This window comes from Bacillus sp. SIMBA_031 (assembly GCF_046535225.1).
GTDB classification, from domain to species: Bacteria; Bacillota; Bacilli; order Bacillales; family Bacillaceae; genus Bacillus; species Bacillus velezensis.
Window position 1 is genome coordinate 36,209 of sequence record NZ_JAWRXC010000007.1, and the last position, 18,802, is coordinate 55,010.

The following is an 18,802-nucleotide window of genomic DNA, read 5'->3' on the forward strand; positions in this document are numbered from 1 at the left end:
GAAAAGAAATAATTTTCTGTTATTTTTGTGTTTTAATGGGTTTGAAAATAATTCCATGAACATAGGGTGGCGAGAATCCTTGATACGATTGGGATGAGAGGGGTTTCGTGAATAAAAATAAGTTTCCTGAGCGCATAAATGTTCTATGCTTACTATTTTTCTGTGGAAAGTGAATCATGTTTCTATAGACCCACTGTGTCTTCGCTTTGTATGATAATGAAGGAAAAATTGAACGGGAAGGAGGATTTTCAGTGGAGAGATATCATGAATTGAAAAAAGGCGAAACCGGAGCGATTGTCAGTATTGGCGCATATGCGGCATTGTCGGCTGTGAAGCTTGTGATCGGTTATTTGTTTCACTCAGAAGCGCTTCAGGCCGACGGTTTAAATAATACGACTGATATCGTGGCATCTGCGGCTGTTTTCATCGGTTTGCGCATCTCTCAGAAACCTCCTGACGAAGATCATCCTTACGGCCATTTTCGGGCGGAGACCGTCGCGTCACTCATCGCTTCCATTATTATGATGCTTGTCGGAATGCAAGTGCTGTTCAGCGCCGCGCAATCTATTTTTTCCGTTAAAGAGGAAACACCGGATATGATAGCCGCCTGGACGGCCGCGGGGAGCGCCGTCGTGATGCTGATGGTCTACCGCTATACGAAAGGGCTTGCCAAAAAGGTAAACAGCCAGGCCCTTTCAGCTGCGGCCGCTGATAATAAATCAGATGCGCTCGTCAGTATCGGCACGTTTATCGGAATTTTTGCTTCACAGTTCCATTTGGCTTGGGTGGATACGGTTACCGCGTTTATCATCGGGTTGATCATCTGCAAAACCGCGTGGGATATTTTTAAGGAATCCTCTCATTCGCTGACTGACGGTTTTGATGTCAAACATATTTCTGATTATAAAAAGACGATTGAACAGATTGCGGGCGTCAGCCGTTTAAAAGATATTAAAGCGAGATATCTGGGCAGCTCCGTTCATATTGATGTCGTCATTGAAGTGCCGTCTGATCTGAACATTAAAGAGAGTCATGAGATCGCAAATGAGGTAGAACGCAAGATGAAAGAGGAACATGCCATTGACCATTCACACGTTCATATGGAGCCTCTCCAGCTGAAATAAAGCTTCCTTTCTAAAGGGAGCTTTTTCCTTTTTCAGACTGGAAACAATTCGCTGGAAACGTTTTTTTATACTGTTTATATTTTGTGGTAAAGTTAGGTTACGATAATTGAAATTTGAGAGATGACTAGGAGGAGAAGAATGGCTTATAAAGAAGAGCTGCATCCGCTGCTGGAGAAAGCCGTTGAGCATATTGAAAACATCATCATAGGAAAACGGGATATCGCCATACTCAGTCTGGCCGCCATTCTCGCAAAAGGGCATGTGCTGCTGGAAGACGTGCCGGGAGTCGGAAAAACGATGATGGTCCGCGCTTTGGCCAAGCTGATCGGAGCTGACTTTAAGAGGATTCAGTTCACGCCGGATCTTCTGCCGTCAGACGTGACGGGTGTCTCTATTTATAATACGAAAACGATGGAATTTGAATACCGCCCTGGACCGATCATGGGGAATATCGTGCTGGCTGATGAAATTAACAGAACCTCTCCGAAAACACAGTCTTCTCTGCTTGAGGCAATGGAGGAAGGGAATGTCACGATTGACGGAAAGACAATGCGGCTGGCTGAGCCGTTTTTCGTCATGGCCACACAAAACCCGGTTGAATATGAAGGAACGTATCCGCTTCCCGAAGCCCAGCTTGACCGGTTTTTATTTAAGCTGCGCATGGGCTATCCGACTGCCGAGGAAGAGCTTCGGGTTCTGTCTTTGCAGGAAGGGCGCAATCCGCTTGACACAATCGAGCCCGTCATTTCTAAAGAACAGTTTATCAGCCTTCAGCAAAAACTGGAGCAGGTGCGGGTGGATGATGGAATAAAAGCGTATATCGTCGGCATTACTCAGCATACCCGCCGGCATCCGTCCGTACATCTGGGCGTAAGTCCGCGCGGTTCAATCTCATTAATGAAAGCCGCGCAGGCGTACGCGCTGCTTCATGACCGCGATTACGTCATTCCTGATGACGTCCAGTATTTGGCTCCGTATACGCTGCCGCACAGAATGATCTTGACCGCCGAGGCGAAATTTAACGATGTGACACCGGAAGCGGTTATAGAAGACATCATGCAAACGGAAAAAGTCCCCGTCCAAAGGATGTCGGTCCGCTAATGAGAAAGAAGATGCATTGGCTTCTATATGGCTGGAAGCTGCTTATGTTGGCCGTACTGACGGCGGCTGTCTTTTCTTATGCCATGTTTCAGGGCGGATTTGTGAGCTGGTTTTTATTTTACGCGTTTTTGCCGTTTACCGTTTACGCCGGGCTGGTCGCTGTGTACCCGCTGCGGGCGTTTCAGGTGGCGCGTGACGTGTCCTCCGCCCAGTTAACCTCAGGCGACAGGCTGTCTGTCGCCATCAGGCTGACGAGGCGCCTGCCGTTTCCGCTGACATATATGGTCATTGAAGATGTGATGCCGGAAACGCTTGGCGAGAGGCGCAGTGCGAAACAGCTCGTGTTTCCATGGTTTCAAAGGAAGCTGACGTTACAATATGAGCTGCCGCAGGTGCCGCGCGGAGAGCATCATTTACATACGATAAGAGTGCGCACGGGAGATGTTCTCGGGCTTTTGGACAAGACGGCGTCGTTTTCCGTTACGGATACGGTTCTGGTTTTCCCGGCGTACGGGTCTGTTCACTATAAGCCGCAGGCCGCATCCGGAGAAGAGGGTACGGCTGCCGGCGCTCCGTTTCAGGTACACCGCTCCGCAATGGCTGCGAGCGTCAGAAATTATCAGCCGGGCGACCGGTTTTCCGCACTTGACTGGAAAACATCGGCGCGGCGAAATGAGCTGATGACGAAGGAATTTGACCCGCTGCAGAGTGTGAATATGATTCTCCTTTTGGACTGCAGACCGTCCCCATCGTTTGAAGCCGCGGTGTCAGCTTCGGCATCCCTGCTTTACACGGCGCTTGTGAAGGGCTCTCCCGCAGGATTTATTTCATTGGGGAGCGACCGGACCGTATTTCCCGTCCGGGAGGGAGACCGGCATTTCAGAAAGATGCTGCGTTACCTGGCATCAGCTTCAGAATCGGAAGAAGCCGATGCAGGCGGGCGTTTAGGAAAAGAGCTGGCGGATCCGCGCGTCCGCAAAGCTTCCATTGCCGTCGTGACGGGCAGTCTTACAGAAGACCTTCTCAAACAGGCTGAGCCCGGCCGTGCTGACATGACGGTGTTTTTGGCGAAAGAAACGAATGCCGCGCTTTCGGAGAAAGAACGGAAACTCGCTCTCATCTTCGCTCAAAAAAATATTAAGGTGCAAATGATCAGGGACAAACGGGTGTCCCATGTTGTTTAGAAAGAGAGGTGGCGCGCCATGCCGCATGACGAGAACCAGGGAAGCAGGCTGAGTCTGCTGCTGTTTTATTTTCTCGCTTTTTTATTGTTATGGGAATGGCTCAGGCCGCTGCACAATTTTACGGGTACAAAACATACAGGTTTTTTCATCGTTTTTATCGGTTTGGCATTTCTGCTGTCATTCTTCCGGATGAGGTGGTACGTCACCGTGCCGTCCTGCATTCTGTTTACGTTGATCAGTATTCACATCCTGTTTTATAAAGGTTCTATTTTTCAGCCGGAATGGCTCGTTTCTTTTTTGCGGGACGTGATGCAAAATGCCCGCCACATCGGGTCCGGAAGATGGAATGATATGAATCCGTCATTCCGCACGTTGCTGTTTTTTGTGCTTTTATGGCTGCTCGTGTATTTGCTGCATTACTGGGTGATCTATCAGCGGAAAATATTATTCTTTTTTATCATGACGGTGGCGTATATCACCGTGCTTGATACGTTTACTCCTTATGATGCCGCGTACGCCGTCATCCGGATCGTCTTTATCGGCTTTTTGATGATGGGGCTTTTGTATATGGAGCGCATCCGGCTTACGGAACATATAGCGTTTAAAAAAAGATTGATACTCAAATGGTTTCTGCCGCTGATGCTGTTTATCTGCGCTTCCGTCGTGTTCGGTCTGGCGGCTCCGAAATCAGACCCGAACTGGCCGGACCCCGTGCCGTTTCTTAAAAAAATAACAAACCACAAAGAAGTGCCCGCCGCCGAAAGCAAAATCGGCTACGGCAATCATGATGAAACATTGGGCGGCCCTTTTCAGCAGGATGATACGCCGGTTTTTACATGGAAGGGAAAAGAACGGGCGTACTTCCGGGTGGAAACGAAGGATACATACACGGGGAAAGGCTGGGTGGAGACCGATCAGGGCATGTCCTATAAACTGAACGGCGGCAACGTGGAAGATATATGGTTTGACCGGAGTGTGCAGACGAGACGGTATACGGCACAGGTGTCCATTGATGAGAATTATCTCTATAATCACGTCATGTATCCGATCGGCGTCTCCAATATTAAACCGAAGCACTCGATTCAGCTTGAAATGAACGGAAACACCGAGCAAATTATGCCGGTCAGTGAACAAGTGGGCAACATCCGCAATATGGGACGGTACACGGTGACCTTTCAGGCGCCCGTTTTTAAGCTGAATGATCTCAGAAAAGTGAAAGTGAAACGATACCGTGAGCAGAATCAATTCAATGACCGGTATTTACAGGTCCCCGACAGCCTTCCGAAAAGAGTGAGACAGCTTGCGGACAGACTGACGCGGGATCATCATAATATGTTCGATAAAGCGAAGGCGATCGAGGATTATCTCGGATCTTCCGCATTTTCGTATAATACACAGGATGTCGCGGTTCCGGAGCACAATCAGGATTATGTCGATCAATTCCTGTTTGAAACGAAAAGAGGATATTGTGATAACTTTTCATCGGCAATGGCCGTGCTGCTCCGCTCCGCGGGAATTCCCGCCCGTTGGGTGAAGGGCTATACATCCGGCGAATATAAAGGGGCAGGCGACCATAAAGGCCACATTTATGAAGTCACAAACAACAACGCCCATTCGTGGGTAGAAGTGTATTTTCCCGATCAGGGCTGGGTGACGTTTGAGCCGACAAAAGGCTTCACCAATCCGACGGAGTTTACGTCAGAGCAAAATCATACCGCGGCAAAAGACAGCGGAGGCTCAGCGGGGAATTCGGATTCACCGTCTGACAAGCAGCGTCAGGAAACAAAACCGGAAAAAGAAGAAACACCGAAAAAGCGGGATCACAGCGCGGCACCGCAGCCTGTGATCCGCAACAAAACCGCGGCACACCTGTGGCCGTATGCAGCCATTGTCATCGTGATTTCAGCCGCGGCGGCACTCGCCTGGCTGTTCCGGGCGCGCTGGATTCCGCACGTTACAGCAGCCAGATTGAAGCGGCGTACGGATGAAGACGTCTTTTTCGACGCATATGCCGCGCTGCTCCGCCAGCTGAAACGAAAAGGATTCAGCAGGGGAGACGGAGAAACGCTCCGTGATTTTGCCGCGAGGGTTGACGAGGCGCACCATACAAACGACATGTCCGAGCTGACGCTGCGCTATGAGCGTGCGTTATACCGCAGCGATAATGCCGCAAAGCTTTGGAATGAATCGGGACAGTTGTGGGAAAATATAATTAAAAGAAGATAGTCTTGACCGCATATCGTCCTGTTGTTAGAATAAATGAATGTTAAATGGGAGCCCGAGAGCGTTAAAAAGCCGGGCTTCCGGACAAGTCTTGCCGACAGAGGGCTGAACGTGTGTCCTCCGTTTTTTCTGTGTCAAAAACTTAGAGGAGATTAGGTGACAACCATGACGAAGTTAGTGAATGAAATGATTCTTGTTCTTGATTTCGGCAGTCAGTATAACCAGCTGATTACCCGCCGGATCCGTGAATTTGGCGTATATAGCGAGCTGCATCCCCATACGTTGACAGCTGAGGAAATCAAAGAAATGAATCCAAAAGGAATTATCCTTTCAGGCGGACCAAACAGTGTATATGATGAAGGGTCTTTCCGCTGTGATGAAAAAATCTTTGAACTTGATATTCCTGTATTGGGCATCTGCTACGGCATGCAGCTGATGACTCATTACCTCGGAGGGAAAGTCGAGGCGGCAAGCCAGCGCGAATACGGAAAAGCGAACATTCAGATTCAAGGAACTCCTGACTTGTTCAAAGATCTTCCGGAAGAACAGGTTGTGTGGATGAGCCACGGCGATTTGGTTGTAGAAGTTCCTGAAGGCTTCACTGTTGACGCAACAAGCCATCACTGCCCGAATTCAGCGATGAGCAAAGCGGACAAGAATTGGTACGGCGTTCAGTTCCACCCGGAAGTGCGCCACTCTGAATACGGCAATGATCTTCTGAAAAACTTTGTATTCGGCGTTTGCGATTGTGAAGGCAAATGGTCAATGGAAAACTTTATCGAAATCGAAATGCAAAAAATCCGTGAAACAGTCGGAGACAAGCAGGTTCTTTGCGCGCTAAGCGGCGGTGTTGATTCCTCTGTTGTGGCTGCTTTAATTCATAAAGCGATCGGCGACCAGCTGACTTGTATTTTCGTCGATCACGGCCTGCTTCGTAAAGGCGAAGCTGAAGGCGTCATGAAAACGTTCAGCGAAGGCTTTAATATGAATGTCATTAAAGTTGATGCGAAAGACAGATTCTTAAACAAGCTGAAAGGTGTTTCTGATCCTGAGCAAAAACGCAAAATCATCGGCAACGAATTCATTTACGTGTTCGATGATGAAGCGGACAAGCTGAAAGGCATCGATTACCTTGCGCAAGGAACGCTTTACACGGATATTATCGAGAGCGGTACTGCAACGGCGCAAACGATCAAATCGCATCACAATGTCGGCGGACTTCCTGAAGATATGCAGTTTGAACTGATTGAGCCGCTGAACACCCTTTTCAAAGACGAAGTGCGCGCGCTTGGCACGGAGCTCGGCCTTCCGGATGATATCGTATGGCGTCAGCCGTTCCCGGGCCCTGGACTTGGCATCCGCGTACTCGGTGAAGTAACGGAAGAAAAACTTGAGATCGTTCGTGAATCAGACGCGATTCTGCGTGAAGAAGTGGCGAACCACGGCCTAGAGCGCGACATCTGGCAGTACTTCACGGTTCTTCCTGACATCCGCAGCGTAGGCGTCATGGGAGATGCGAGAACGTATGATTACACAATCGGTATCCGTGCCGTAACATCAATTGACGGCATGACATCTGACTGGGCGCGTATCCCTTGGGATGTGCTTGAAGTGATTTCGACACGGATCGTCAACGAAGTGAAACACATCAACCGCGTCGTGTATGACATTACGAGCAAGCCGCCTGCAACGATTGAGTGGGAATAGTCAAAAGAAAGCCTCAAACTCTTATTTAAAAGGGTTTGAGGCTCTTTTTTAAGCGTGTGCAAACAAATATTGCAAACAAAAAAATCATTAATCATTATAATTTGTTACAATTTGATTGATGTTATCTAATAGAGGTCTAAAGTTTTCGAAATTTATATCCTCATAGTTCTTCCATACATATTTGGAAAAAGCTCTTTTTCCATAGTTTTCAGAGGGATTATACTTTTTTTCACATCGTTCAAATGTTTTCCCGTTAAGTTCTGTTTTTAAGGTATCTAATTCGAATAAATCTTCTATTTCACATTCTTTTAGGTCGTTATCCAATGGATTAGTAACGATATAAAGGTTCGAAGTAATCTTTAAATAATTTTTATCGCATAACTCATCAATTTTTTCATTTTTTAAATTCATATAGTTTGTTAGAGTTTTTAATGGTTTCTCTTTATTATTAAGTTCATTATCTAGTATAAATATACAGGGATTTTTAGAATTCACATTCATGTTTTTGAAAATTTCACTATAGTTTGGACAAGTTCCTTCTTTATTAGAATAGAATTTATAGATTTGTTTCATGGTATCCGCACCATCTTTCTCTAAACCAAAGAAGTATTGCAATTTTGATGTCTTCTGCCCTTTTATTTTTTTGTGTGCTTTTGATGCTTTTGGATCTTCTCCTCTCTTTAAAAAAGAAATTTTGAATATAAAATCATCATTTACTTTTTTAATTAGTTTTGGATAATCTGTATAAAGATTTTTAAGGGCACTCTTTAAGTAAATAATATCTGTAGGACCCTCTGTTAAAATACAAGGTTTTTCATTATTGAAGAAATATTTATAAAACAGAAATTTTTGATATTCTTTTTCCTGTCCATTTAAATTTCTGAAACCTAATTTCGAATTTTTATCAATTTTTTTCTTTTCTTTATTATTCTCTTTGTTTATATGATTTATAAATGAAAAACGACCTTCAAGCTGTTTTAAACTACCCTCTACCCCATTTATAGTGAATGATCCATTTTTATATAAAGAGTTTGCCATTGCTCGAGTGTTTTTATAGAAATTTCTGGGCACATTCACTTTTTTATTTACGACTAGCCCAGTCACAACTTGTCTAGATTGCTTATATTGAAGTCGAGTTTTTTTTCGATTAATTTTAAAGCCAGATTGTTTAATAATCATTTCTAATTGACTTATAAATTCTTCTGATTTTTCATCGAAACCTTTATTGTTTGTTGAAAAAGTTAAATCATCAGCATATCTTGTGTAATCTAATTTATATTTTTTAGCAATTTTTAATATTTTCATATCTAAAATATTGCAAATTAGATTAGTTATTATAGGGGAGGAAGGAGCACCTTGCGGTAAAGAACCGTTATAACAAGTTAATTGAGCTAATACTGTTGCTATATTTTTGGGAAACAAATAATTTTTGTTTTTTTCAAAGTACCCTTGTACTCTTCCAAAATGAAAACTTTCAAAGAAATTTTCTAAATCTATATTAAGAACAAAACGTTTGTTTTTATGTATTTTAGCGTTTGTTATAATACTTTTTTCTTTGGTAAAAGCATGAGCAATGTTCAGCCTAATCTTATTTTCATAATAGAATTTTTTTTGTTGATTTAATAACATATTCACAATATTTCTTTGAATATCCTTTAAATCTTTAGATGGAGCGTTAATAATTCTCTGTCCACCACTTTTTTTGGGAATTTGGAAAGTTGTATATGAATTTTGAATCTTCTTAATATATAATATGTAAGTTAACTTTTTTTTCGGTGTTCTCAAAATATTTGAGAGATTGTCTATTGATGTTATATCTTCAAAAGTGTTCATAGTTATTGCCTCCAAAAAAAAATAGAACGTGTGGTTACTCATTACGTTCTATAGGAATCGAAACTATACGATACAATACAATTATACGAGTAATAAGGAACAAATCTCCCTACCATTTTTGTCAAAACTTGCGAAACACAAGTTAAAAAATCTAACCACACGTTCTTAATCATTATAATACTATATGTCTAATTATTAAAGTTTATATATTTCTTTTTACGTACTGGTTTGAAACCATCTTTCTATTAGCAACTTTATTATGTTGCACGTTAATAACATTTTTAAGCCTATTAGATTTAGACCCTCCCATAATATTCAGAACACGGGGGAGCAATATTTTTAATGGTAACTTCTAAATCAAGGAACTACAAACCCCAAAAGGCTTGATATTCAATAAATTAATTCTTATAATGTTTAGAAAGCATTGAATGGGAATAAATCAAGATAAAAAAACGTCTCTTTTAAAAAAGAGGCGTTTTTTTTTCATCTTTTTGAAACCGTTTTGCCCTGATTCATATCTAACAGCATAGGAGGTGGATAAGGTGAAGGAAGAACGATTGATCAAAAAGGCGAAAAAAGGTGATGCCTCAGCCTTTGAAAAACTGATCACAGCACACCAGGATACTTTATATAAAACAGCTTATCTCTATTTGCATCACAAAGAAGATACGTTGGATGCAGTGCAGGAAACGGCTTACAAGGCTTTTCTTCATATCGCGCAGCTGAAGGAGCCGAAATATTTTAAAACGTGGCTGATCCGGATTTTGCTTCATACGATTTTTGCGATGAGGAAAAAGCACGGAGACGTGATTCCGTTTGAGCCGCAACATGATACGGGCGCGGAGAATAAGAACATTGAAGAATACATAGATCTTCGGAATGCCCTGGAAACGCTTGACGAACATATACAGCTGACCATTCAGCTTTATTATTTTCAAGATTTCTCGATTGCTATGATCGCTGAACAGACCGGTATGGCGGAAGGCACTGTAAAAACGCATCTCCACAGGGCGAGAAAAGCATTGAAGCAGGAGCTGGAAAAGGAGGATAAACATATATGGAAAAGCATCAAATGAAGCAATTGTATCAGGACATTGACGTGCCGAAAGCTGAATTGAAAAACGTGATACATAGCGCCGCTGTCCGTGCCGGAAAAGAAGGCGCCGTCAGACGGAGATGGGGACGAAAAGTGATAAACGGACTCGCGGTTGCTGCTGCTTTGTTTATTCTGTATTTGTCCTCAGGCTTATTCATGCCCTCCGTTAATACGGCTATGGGAAACATCCCTGTTGCCGGGCAGATTTACAGGGTATTTCAGGATAAGGCAGGTTCTGCGCTGTTTAAAAGCAATTTGGTGACAAAACTGAACGAGAAAGCGGAATCGCGCGGGATTACGGTGACAGTGAAAAGTGTGTATTACGACAGCGGACAGCTCGTTTACAATTTTACCGTTGACAATTTGAAATCTGATGAGGAAAGCATCTCTTTTCAAGTTGATTATAAAGATCCACGGAATATATTATCTTTGGATTATGACAGTCAGGGCATGAAAAAAGTGAAAGACGGGCAGTACGGGGGGCAGCTTCGCTTTTTTGCGGACGGCCCAAAGATGAAAGACGGTGATAAGCTTCCGCTTGTCATTACACAAATCAAGGATATTCCCGGAAACTGGCGCTTTACACTCCCGATTAAAAAACAAAAGTCCGTTTCTCTTGAAGGGACGAAAGCTGTGAATGTAAACGGGTTATACCGCTTTTTCGATATCCGGGCGGAAAACGGAACGACGGGATCGGCTCTCCTGTATTCAGTCGACTTTCACGATGCTGCTAAAAATGATGCCATCTCGATTTACGAGGCATCGGATGATGCTGGAAACCATTATGAAATGACGATGTCGAATATTGAACTTGGCAGCAGAAAGAACCTTCCCGGCGGCGGGAAAAGAATACGCGGCCAAACTCAATTCAGCAAACCGATAGACCCGAAAGCGAAAACACTTTTCATAACGGGCGATGTAAAATCAGAATCAGAGCCTGGAGAAATCGTCCCTCTGAAAACAAAACTGCCCGCCAGCTATGAAACGAAACATCACCATGTCGGCATCACCATCAAAAAGATCAAACAGCAAGGCAGACGGGTAATCGTTGATTATCAATTCACAGGAATTAATGACAGCAAAACGGATAAAGATCAGCTGATGAATGTCGGTGAGTCAATCGGTCTCGGCAATACGAAAAAAATGAAAAGCTGGCCATCGCTTAATGAGTATGAAAAAGGCTATTATCTGAAAGGAAATAAGGCGAAAGTCACGAATCTTAAAACGAGTGAAATGGAATCCGTTTTTGAATTAGATGATTCATCCGATAAAGAATATTCATTGCGCGATTTCTTATTCGATTCATACGCTTTGTATGTCAATCGAACGTTCATGAACACTTTAGCAGGTGACGGCAAGATTACATTCTCGGTGCCGGTCCGGCCTGCTGACGGAAAATGATGTCGGGAAGGCGGCTTTTGCCGTCTTCCATTTTTGGTCAATTAACGAATAAACCAAATTTTTTTAACGGGATTGTTCGTTTTTTTTATTGAGTTTTCAAAATTGAATTGATACAATAGACTCAGAAATCAAATATGCAGATATCGTATAATGGCGGGGATATGGCCCGCAAGTTTCTACCAAGCTACCGTAAATGGCTTGACTACGGATCAATCTCAATCGTTTGATATAAATAATCCATTCTTATTTATTCAGACTGAACGTATGTAGTCAAGCGTCCCAAATGTATTTGGGGCGTTTTTTATTTGGCGGATAACGGGCAGAATAAATGGGAGAGAATGAAGGAGGCAATTGGCTTGAAGCAATTTTTTCAGTTTGATGAGCTGGGGACAAGCTATCGTAATGAAATCATCGGCGGTTTAACGACCTTTTTGTCAATGGCGTACATTCTGTTCGTCAATCCGCTGACATTGTCTTTAAACGGTGTGAAAGGATTTCCCGAAGCATTAAAAATTGATCAGGGCGCGGTGTTCACCGCTACAGCCTTGGCATCTGCGGCCGGCTGTATTTTAATGGGGCTCATTGCAAAGTATCCGATCGCGATTGCGCCGGGTATGGGATTAAATGCGTTTTTTGCTTTCTCTGTCGTCCTCGGCATGGGGATTTCATGGCAGGCTGCGCTTTCCGGCGTCTTGATTTCCGGAATTATCTTCGTGGCGCTTTCGCTGACGGGATTGCGGGAAAAAATCATTAATGCGATTCCGCCTGAGCTGAAATTGGCGGTCGGCGCGGGTATCGGTTTGTTTATCACATTTGTCGGTTTGCAGGGTTCGGGCATTATTGAAGCGAACTCATCGACTTTGGTGTCTATCGGCAATATTCACAGCGGACCTGTGCTGCTGACGGTTTTCGGTGTTATTGTGACGGTCATTCTGATGGTGCTTCGCGTAAACGGCGGCGTATTTATCGGAATGCTTCTGACGGCGGTTGCCGGCATGGTCTGCGGGCTGATTCCGGTTCCGACGCACATTGTCGGCAGCGTGCCGAGTCTTGCGCCGACTTTCGGACAGGCGTGGATGCATCTTCCGGATATCTTCTCCGTACAAATGCTGATTGTCATTTTAACGTTCCTGTTCGTCGGGTTTTTCGATACGGCCGGAACGCTGGTGGCTGTAGCGACACAGGCCGGACTGATGAAGGAAAATAAACTTCCGCGTGCGGGAAGAGCGCTTCTGGCGGATTCGACATCAATCGTTATCGGAGCCGTACTCGGTACGTCTACAACGACTTCTTATGTTGAATCCAGCTCAGGCGTTGCGGCGGGCGCGCGCTCCGGCTTCGCGGCTGTTGTGACGGGCATTCTCTTTTTGCTGGCGATGTTTTTCTCGCCGCTTCTGTCAGTTGTCACCACGAATGTGACGGCTCCGGCTTTAATTATTGTCGGCGCGTTGATGGTGGCGCCGCTCGGTAAGATCGCCTGGGATAAATTCGAGGTGGCTGTGCCGGCATTCTTAACGATGATTATGATGCCGCTGACGTACAGCATTGCGACGGGGATTGCGATCGGTTTTATATTCTACCCGATTACAATGATCTGCAAAGGAAAAGGAAAAAGCGTTCACCCGATTATGTACGGGCTGTTCGTCATCTTTATCCTGTATTTCATCTTCTTGAAATAACGGAAAAACCGGCTGAGTTCAGCCGGTTTTTTGTTTTTGTCCTATTCCGTAAAACCAATACATACTATAAAACGTCATGTGGGTGTCCGGGTGAAGAAAACCGCTTGACTGTTTAAGGACGCTTCGGTACCTTATATAAGTGTTTTATTTTCTTGTTTAACAAATTCCGCCGTATTTTTTTGATAGGAGTTGCTGACATGACGGAAGAAAGAAAAGAAACGTTGGAAGAAGAAAAACAGCATCAGGGAACTGATGAAGAACCGCTGTCGAGAATGTCCAGAAATGCGGGACGTTATCAAAAGCAAAAGAAAAAAGATAAGGAACGGCGCCCGGCTCCGGCTTTTACGGAAAAACTCGCTTCTGCATGGGCCGCGGTCAAACGTTATTGCCGTTTCGCGCTGCGCATTTTGACATCACCGGTGAAGGTCGTTGGGGAAGACGGCTTTTCCCGCTTTAAATATGCTCTTATTTCAATGCTTGTATTCAGTATCTTTTTCTCAATCGGAAATTGGTTTCAGCTGAGGGCAAGCCAGCAAAGGCCTCTCGGATACGGAGAGCGGCATCATACGTTTTTTGACGGCTTTACCGTCGTTCTCGTGTATACGCTCGTCTTTTTTGCCGCTGCGGCCGGCGCGGTCTGGCTTGTATCACGTTATATGATGAAACAGAAAATCACGATGCGGGATGCGGCCGCGGGGGTCGGATCTCTTTTGGTTCCGGCTGTCGCCTGCTCTATCGTGTGGATGATTTTCGCGATATTGAATCTGCCGGTCGTCACCGTGGTGTTTACGGCGCTGACCTTGTTTCTGGCCGCCTCGGCGATGGTGCAGTTTGTGCAGATTCTTTACAAATCGGCTGAAAAGCCTGCGGCTGACGTGATGTACTGTATTTCCGCGGCGGTCATCATCATGCTCATTTTTACGGCTGTGACATGGCCGCTCATTTCAGAGTACTTTACTGCTTCGCTGATCCCTTTATAAGTCGAAATTTGTCTTTCACAATGTTTACAAATATTTCTAATAAAGCGTGTTGTTTTGAAGACCCGGCCGAGATATGATGAGAGCAACAGCAATTCGAAAGCGGCACTACTCTTTATGATTCGGAAAGGGATGATGAAGATGGCCCCGTTGTTGCGAGAAGCCATTAATCGGAAAAAACAGCATCTGAGGACAAAGCTGATCCGCTCAGGGTTTTACCAAAACCATGTTCAGGAACTGTCCGGATACACGCTGAGTGAGCTTGAGAAGGAATATGAAGCCGTCAAACGATTGAAAAAAGCCGAGCTTCACTGATAAGAGCTTGAAAGTCTGCCTTACGGGGCGGGCTTTTTTTTCTTTTGAAAATGATCAAAAGAGGGTAAACTATCCTTAATTGAAAGATTGGCTTTTCAAATTATCAGAGGAGGGGGAATCAATGATGCAGACGATTTTATCCAACAGTATAGGTATGGTTCTCATTATTCTCATCATTAACATTATATATGTCTCTTTCTTTACGATCAGGATGATTCTGACATTAAAGGGACAGCGCTATTTCGCCGCGGGCATCAGTACGATTGAAATCCTTGTGTATGTGACCGGCCTGAGTCTCGTGCTCGGCAATCTGAATCAAATTCAAAACGTCATTGCCTATGCACTCGGCTACGGCCTCGGCGTCATAGTGGGAATGAAAATTGAAGAAAAACTGGCGCTCGGCTATATTACAGTCAACGTCATTACGAAGGAGCTTGATCTGGACCTGCCGAAACAGCTCCGGGAAAAAGGATACGGGGTTACAAGCTGGGTTGCGGGCGGACTTGAAGGAGACCGGACCGCCATGCAGATACTGACACCGCGCAAATATGAGCTTCAGCTTTATGATACGATTAAAACGCTTGATGAAAAAGCGTTTATGATCGCCTTTGAGCCGAAAACGATCCATGGCGGATTCTGGGTGAAAGCAGTGAAGAAGAGGAGAATTAAGGAATGACAAAGCCAAAAAAGAAACGGTTTGAAGTAACGGAAGATGAAACGATTGACACCATTCTCACTTTAATGAAGGAAGAGGGCTATATGCCCGTCCGGCGGATGGAAGAGCCGATCTTTACAGAAAAGAAAGAAAATGGATCAATTCAAGTCGTTCCTTGCGGGAAAAAAATCGTATTTGAAGGGAAATTGATCTAAACACGAACATTAAAAGAAAGAATTTTTATATCGTTCGATAATGTCGTTGACATTATCCAAGTCCGTTGTTAAGATAAACATGAAATCAAAACACGACCTCATATAATCTTGGGAATATGGCCCATAAGTTTCTACCCGGCTGCCGTAAACGGCCGGACTATGCAGGAAAGTGATAAACAGCTGACATGGATATCGCAGAAGCGAACGACTGACGATACGCGCGCCATGCCCGGTTTGTATTGCTTCCTCATAGTTGCAATATAAGCCGGGCTTTTTTTTCTGAAAAACAAAGCATGAGAAGGTGGGAACAGAATGCAGCCGCTAGCAGGAATCATCATGGGAAGCACTTCCGATTGGGAGACAATGAAACATGCATGCGACATACTTGACGAACTTCACATTCCTTATGAAAAACAGGTGGTATCCGCGCACCGGACGCCTGATTTGATGTTTGAATATGCAGAAAGCGCAAGAGACAGGGGTTTAAAAGTCATTATTGCCGGAGCCGGAGGAGCGGCGCATCTGCCGGGAATGACGGCGGCCAAAACGACGCTGCCGGTGATCGGCGTACCGGTTCAGACAAAATCGCTTAACGGGCTTGATTCTCTTCTGTCTATCGTACAGATGCCCGGCGGCGTGCCGGTCGCGACGACGGCGATCGGGAAAGCGGGCGCAGTGAACGCGGGTCTGTTAGCCGCGCAAATTTTGTCGGCATTTGACGATGACATTGCGGATAAACTAGAGGCGAGAAGAAATGCGACAAAACAAACGGTGCTGGAAAGCAGTGATCAGCTTGTCTGATAAAAAAACGATTTTTCCCGGCGCCGTCATCGGCATTATCGGAGGCGGACAGCTTGGAAAAATGATGGCTGTCGCCGCAAAACAGATGGGCTATAAAGTCGCTGTCGTCGATCCCGTGAAAGACTCGCCATGCGGACAGATCGCCGATATTGAGATTACCGCCCAGTACAATGACCGTGAAGCGATTCAAAAATTGGCCGGAGTCAGTGACATCATTACCTACGAATTTGAAAATATCGATTACGAGGCGCTCAACTGGCTCAAAGAACATGCATATCTTCCCCAGGGAAGCGAGCTGCTGCTCATCACCCAAAACAGGGAAACGGAAAAAAAGGCGATCCAGTCAGCAGGCTGTCAAGTCGCTCCTTATCGGATCGTAAACAGCGGACGGGAGCTTGAGGAAGCCGTTCAGGCACTGGGGCTCCCGGCGGTGCTGAAAACATGCCGCGGCGGATATGACGGCAAAGGCCAATTTGTCATTAAGGAAGAAGGACAGATAGATGAAGCGGCTGCGCTGTTAGAAAACGGCACGTGCATACTTGAAAGCTGGGTATCGTTCCGGATGGAGCTTTCCGTTATCGTGACGAGATCGGTGCACGGTGAGATTTCAACCTTTCCGGCTGCTGAAAATATCCACAAAAATAATATTCTGTTCCAAAGCATCGTACCCGCGAGAGCGGAGGAAACGGTTCAAAAGCGGGCAGAGGCGCTTGCCGTTCAGCTCGCGGAGAAATTGGAACTTGTCGGGCCCCTTGCGGTGGAAATGTTCGTCACGGAAGACGGAGATCTTTTGATTAATGAACTGGCGCCGCGTCCCCACAATTCAGGGCATTATACGCTCGACCTTTGTGAAACGAGCCAATTCGAACAGCACATCAGAGCGGTCTGCGGACTTCCTCTCGGCAGAACCGATCTTCTCAAACCGGGAATGATGGTGAATCTGCTCGGTGATGAAGTGAAGCTTGCGGAGGAGCATACGGAGCTTTTAAAGGAAGCCAAACTGTACCTGTATGGGAAACATGAGATAAAAAAAGGCCGCAAAATGGGACATATGACATTTTTGCGGAAGCCTGATGAAACATGGATTCAGGACATCACGAACATATGGATGAAAAGAGACGGAGGACGAGCATAATGATCGAACGTTATTCAAGACCTGAAATGTCCGCGATCTGGACGGACGAAAACAGATACCAGGCATGGCTGGAAGTCGAGATTTTAGCCTGTGAAGCCTGGGCTGAGCTTGGCGTCATTCCGAAAGAAGACGTCAAGGTCATGCGTGAAAACGCGTCTTTCGACATCAACCGCATTTTGGAAATCGAGCAGGATACGCGCCATGACGTCGTTGCATTCACCCGTGCGGTTTCAGAATCATTAGGTGAAGAAAGAAAATGGGTTCACTACGGCCTGACGTCAACAGATGTCGTGGATACCGCTCTTTCCTATCTATTAAAACAGGCGAATGAGATCTTGCTCAAGGACATTGAGAGATTTGTTGACATTATAAAAGAAAAAGCGAAAGAACATAAATACACGGTCATGATGGGCCGCACGCACGGCGTACACGCGGAACCGACGACATTCGGCCTGAAGCTCGCGCTTTGGCATGAAGAAATGAAACGCAACCTTGAACGTTTCAAGCAGGCAAAAGAAGGGATCGAGGTCGGGAAGCTTTCCGGCGCGGTCGGCACATATGCGAATATTGATCCGTTCGTAGAGCAGTATGTCTGTGAAAAACTCGGCCTGAAAGCGGCGCCGATTTCCACTCAGACATTACAGCGCGACCGACATGCGGATTACATGGCGGCACTGGCTTTGATCGCGACGAGCATTGAAAAATTCGCAGTGGAAATCCGCGGTCTGCAAAAGAGTGAAACACGTGAAGTGGAAGAGTTTTTTGCTAAAGGACAAAAAGGCTCATCGGCTATGCCTCATAAACGGAATCCGATCGGGTCGGAAAATATGACGGGCATGGCGCGCGTAATCCGCGGGTACATGCTGACGGCATACGAAAATGTACCGTTATGGCATGAGCGTGATATTTCTCATTCATCAGCTGAGCGCATCATTCTTCCTGACGCGACAATCGCGCTGAATTACATGCTGAACCGATTCAGCAATATCGTCAAAAACTTAACGGTATTCCCGGAAAATATGAAACGCAACATGGACCGCACACTCGGTTTAATCTACTCTCAGCGCGTGCTGCTCGCTTTAATCGACACGGGTCTGCCTCGTGAAGAAGCATATGACACGGTTCAGCCGAAAGCGATGGAAGCGTGGGAAAAACAAGTGCCGTTCCGCCAGCTTGTCGAAGCGGAGGAAAAAATCACGTCCCGCCTCACACCGGAACAGATTGCCGATTGCTTTGACTACAATTATCATCTGAAAAACGTCGACTTGATCTTTGATCGTTTAGGTTTATAGAAGAAGCCAGCCGGAGGCGGCTTCTTCAGCCGCCATAGATTGAATATTCCCAACATTCGGGTTA

The 18,802-nt window shown here is 45.4% G+C and carries 16 protein-coding genes and 2 riboswitches; of the genes, 15 read left to right on the top strand and 1 reads right to left on the bottom strand.

Going from position 1 to position 18,802, the window contains the following annotated elements; genetic code table 11:
* Positions 1-251 precede the first annotated feature (251 nt).
* The 5 genes from SB724_RS16205 to guaA all read left to right on the top strand — a co-directional run bounded on the left by SB724_RS16205 (position 252) and on the right by guaA (position 7,339).
* Complete coding sequence (locus tag SB724_RS16205) at positions 252-1,124, top strand: cation diffusion facilitator family transporter (protein WP_014417084.1); 873 nt, start codon at positions 252-254, stop codon at positions 1,122-1,124.
* A gap of 138 nt (positions 1,125-1,262) precedes the next feature.
* Positions 1,263-2,225 carry an AAA family ATPase gene (locus SB724_RS16210; RefSeq protein WP_265973454.1) on the top strand — a complete coding sequence of 321 codons (963 nt, stop codon included), beginning with the start codon at positions 1,263-1,265 and terminating at the stop codon, positions 2,223-2,225.
* Positions 2,225-3,409, top strand: coding sequence for a DUF58 domain-containing protein (locus SB724_RS16215; protein WP_410571911.1), 1,185 nt, complete (start codon positions 2,225-2,227; stop codon positions 3,407-3,409). The genes SB724_RS16210 and SB724_RS16215 overlap by 1 nt, the downstream gene beginning before the upstream one ends.
* Positions 3,410-3,427: 18 nt before the next feature.
* A complete protein-coding gene (locus SB724_RS16220) occupies positions 3,428-5,635 on the top strand; it encodes a DUF4129 domain-containing transglutaminase family protein (protein ID WP_410571913.1) in 2,208 nt (735 codons plus the stop codon).
* Between the two features lie 162 nt (positions 5,636-5,797).
* Positions 5,798-7,339 carry a glutamine-hydrolyzing GMP synthase gene (gene guaA / locus SB724_RS16225; RefSeq protein ID WP_007408887.1) on the top strand — a complete coding sequence of 514 codons (1,542 nt, stop codon included), beginning with the start codon at positions 5,798-5,800 and terminating at the stop codon, positions 7,337-7,339.
* An 87-nt stretch (positions 7,340-7,426) separates the two neighbouring features.
* On the opposite strand, the gene SB724_RS16230 is transcribed toward guaA, so the two are convergent.
* Positions 7,427-9,172: a retron Ec67 family RNA-directed DNA polymerase/endonuclease gene (locus SB724_RS16230; protein WP_265973457.1), complete on the bottom strand. Its 1,746-nt coding sequence runs from the start codon at positions 9,170-9,172 to the stop codon at positions 7,427-7,429.
* A gap of 542 nt (positions 9,173-9,714) precedes the next feature.
* Between SB724_RS16230 and SB724_RS16235 the strand changes: the two genes are divergently transcribed.
* From SB724_RS16235 to purB, 10 genes are all read left to right on the top strand, one after another.
* Positions 9,715-10,248 (top strand): sigma-70 family RNA polymerase sigma factor, encoded by a 534-nt coding sequence (locus SB724_RS16235; RefSeq protein ID WP_410571915.1) that lies wholly within the window; start codon positions 9,715-9,717, stop codon positions 10,246-10,248.
* The gene (locus SB724_RS16240) at positions 10,230-11,669 is read left to right on the top strand and encodes a DUF4179 domain-containing protein (protein WP_410571917.1); all 1,440 of its coding nucleotides are present in this window, start codon (positions 10,230-10,232) and stop codon (positions 11,667-11,669) included. Before SB724_RS16235 ends, SB724_RS16240 begins: the two co-directional genes overlap by 19 nt.
* A gap of 123 nt (positions 11,670-11,792) precedes the next feature.
* Positions 11,793-11,894, top strand: a riboswitch (purine riboswitch).
* Positions 11,895-12,025: 131 nt separating this feature from the next.
* Positions 12,026-13,348 carry an NCS2 family permease gene (locus tag SB724_RS16245; protein WP_007408891.1) on the top strand — a complete coding sequence of 441 codons (1,323 nt, stop codon included), beginning with the start codon at positions 12,026-12,028 and terminating at the stop codon, positions 13,346-13,348.
* 197 nt (positions 13,349-13,545) lie between these two features.
* Positions 13,546-14,328 carry a hypothetical protein gene (locus SB724_RS16250; protein ID WP_105938011.1) on the top strand — a complete coding sequence of 261 codons (783 nt, stop codon included), beginning with the start codon at positions 13,546-13,548 and terminating at the stop codon, positions 14,326-14,328.
* A 138-nt stretch (positions 14,329-14,466) separates the two neighbouring features.
* The gene (locus SB724_RS16255) at positions 14,467-14,640 is read left to right on the top strand and encodes a Fur-regulated basic protein FbpA (protein ID WP_012116994.1); all 174 of its coding nucleotides are present in this window, start codon (positions 14,467-14,469) and stop codon (positions 14,638-14,640) included.
* Positions 14,641-14,761: 121 nt separating this feature from the next.
* The gene (locus SB724_RS16260) at positions 14,762-15,316 is read left to right on the top strand and encodes a DUF2179 domain-containing protein (protein WP_007609840.1); all 555 of its coding nucleotides are present in this window, start codon (positions 14,762-14,764) and stop codon (positions 15,314-15,316) included.
* Positions 15,313-15,510: an NETI motif-containing protein gene (locus tag SB724_RS16265; RefSeq protein ID WP_007609843.1), complete on the top strand. Its 198-nt coding sequence runs from the start codon at positions 15,313-15,315 to the stop codon at positions 15,508-15,510. Before SB724_RS16260 ends, SB724_RS16265 begins: the two co-directional genes overlap by 4 nt.
* Positions 15,511-15,588: 78 nt before the next feature.
* Positions 15,589-15,690, top strand: a riboswitch (purine riboswitch).
* A gap of 132 nt (positions 15,691-15,822) precedes the next feature.
* On the top strand, positions 15,823-16,311 hold the full coding sequence (gene purE, locus SB724_RS16270; RefSeq protein WP_007609846.1) for a 5-(carboxyamino)imidazole ribonucleotide mutase: 489 nt from the start codon (positions 15,823-15,825) through the stop codon (positions 16,309-16,311).
* On the top strand, positions 16,265-17,446 hold the full coding sequence (gene purK / locus SB724_RS16275) for a 5-(carboxyamino)imidazole ribonucleotide synthase (RefSeq protein ID WP_101670760.1): 1,182 nt from the start codon (positions 16,265-16,267) through the stop codon (positions 17,444-17,446). The genes purE and purK overlap by 47 nt, the downstream gene beginning before the upstream one ends.
* Positions 17,446-18,738, top strand: a complete 1,293-nt coding sequence (gene purB / locus SB724_RS16280; RefSeq protein ID WP_014417100.1) for an adenylosuccinate lyase — start codon at positions 17,446-17,448, stop codon at positions 18,736-18,738. Before purK ends, purB begins: the two co-directional genes overlap by 1 nt.
* The last annotated feature ends 64 nt before the right edge of the window (positions 18,739-18,802 follow it).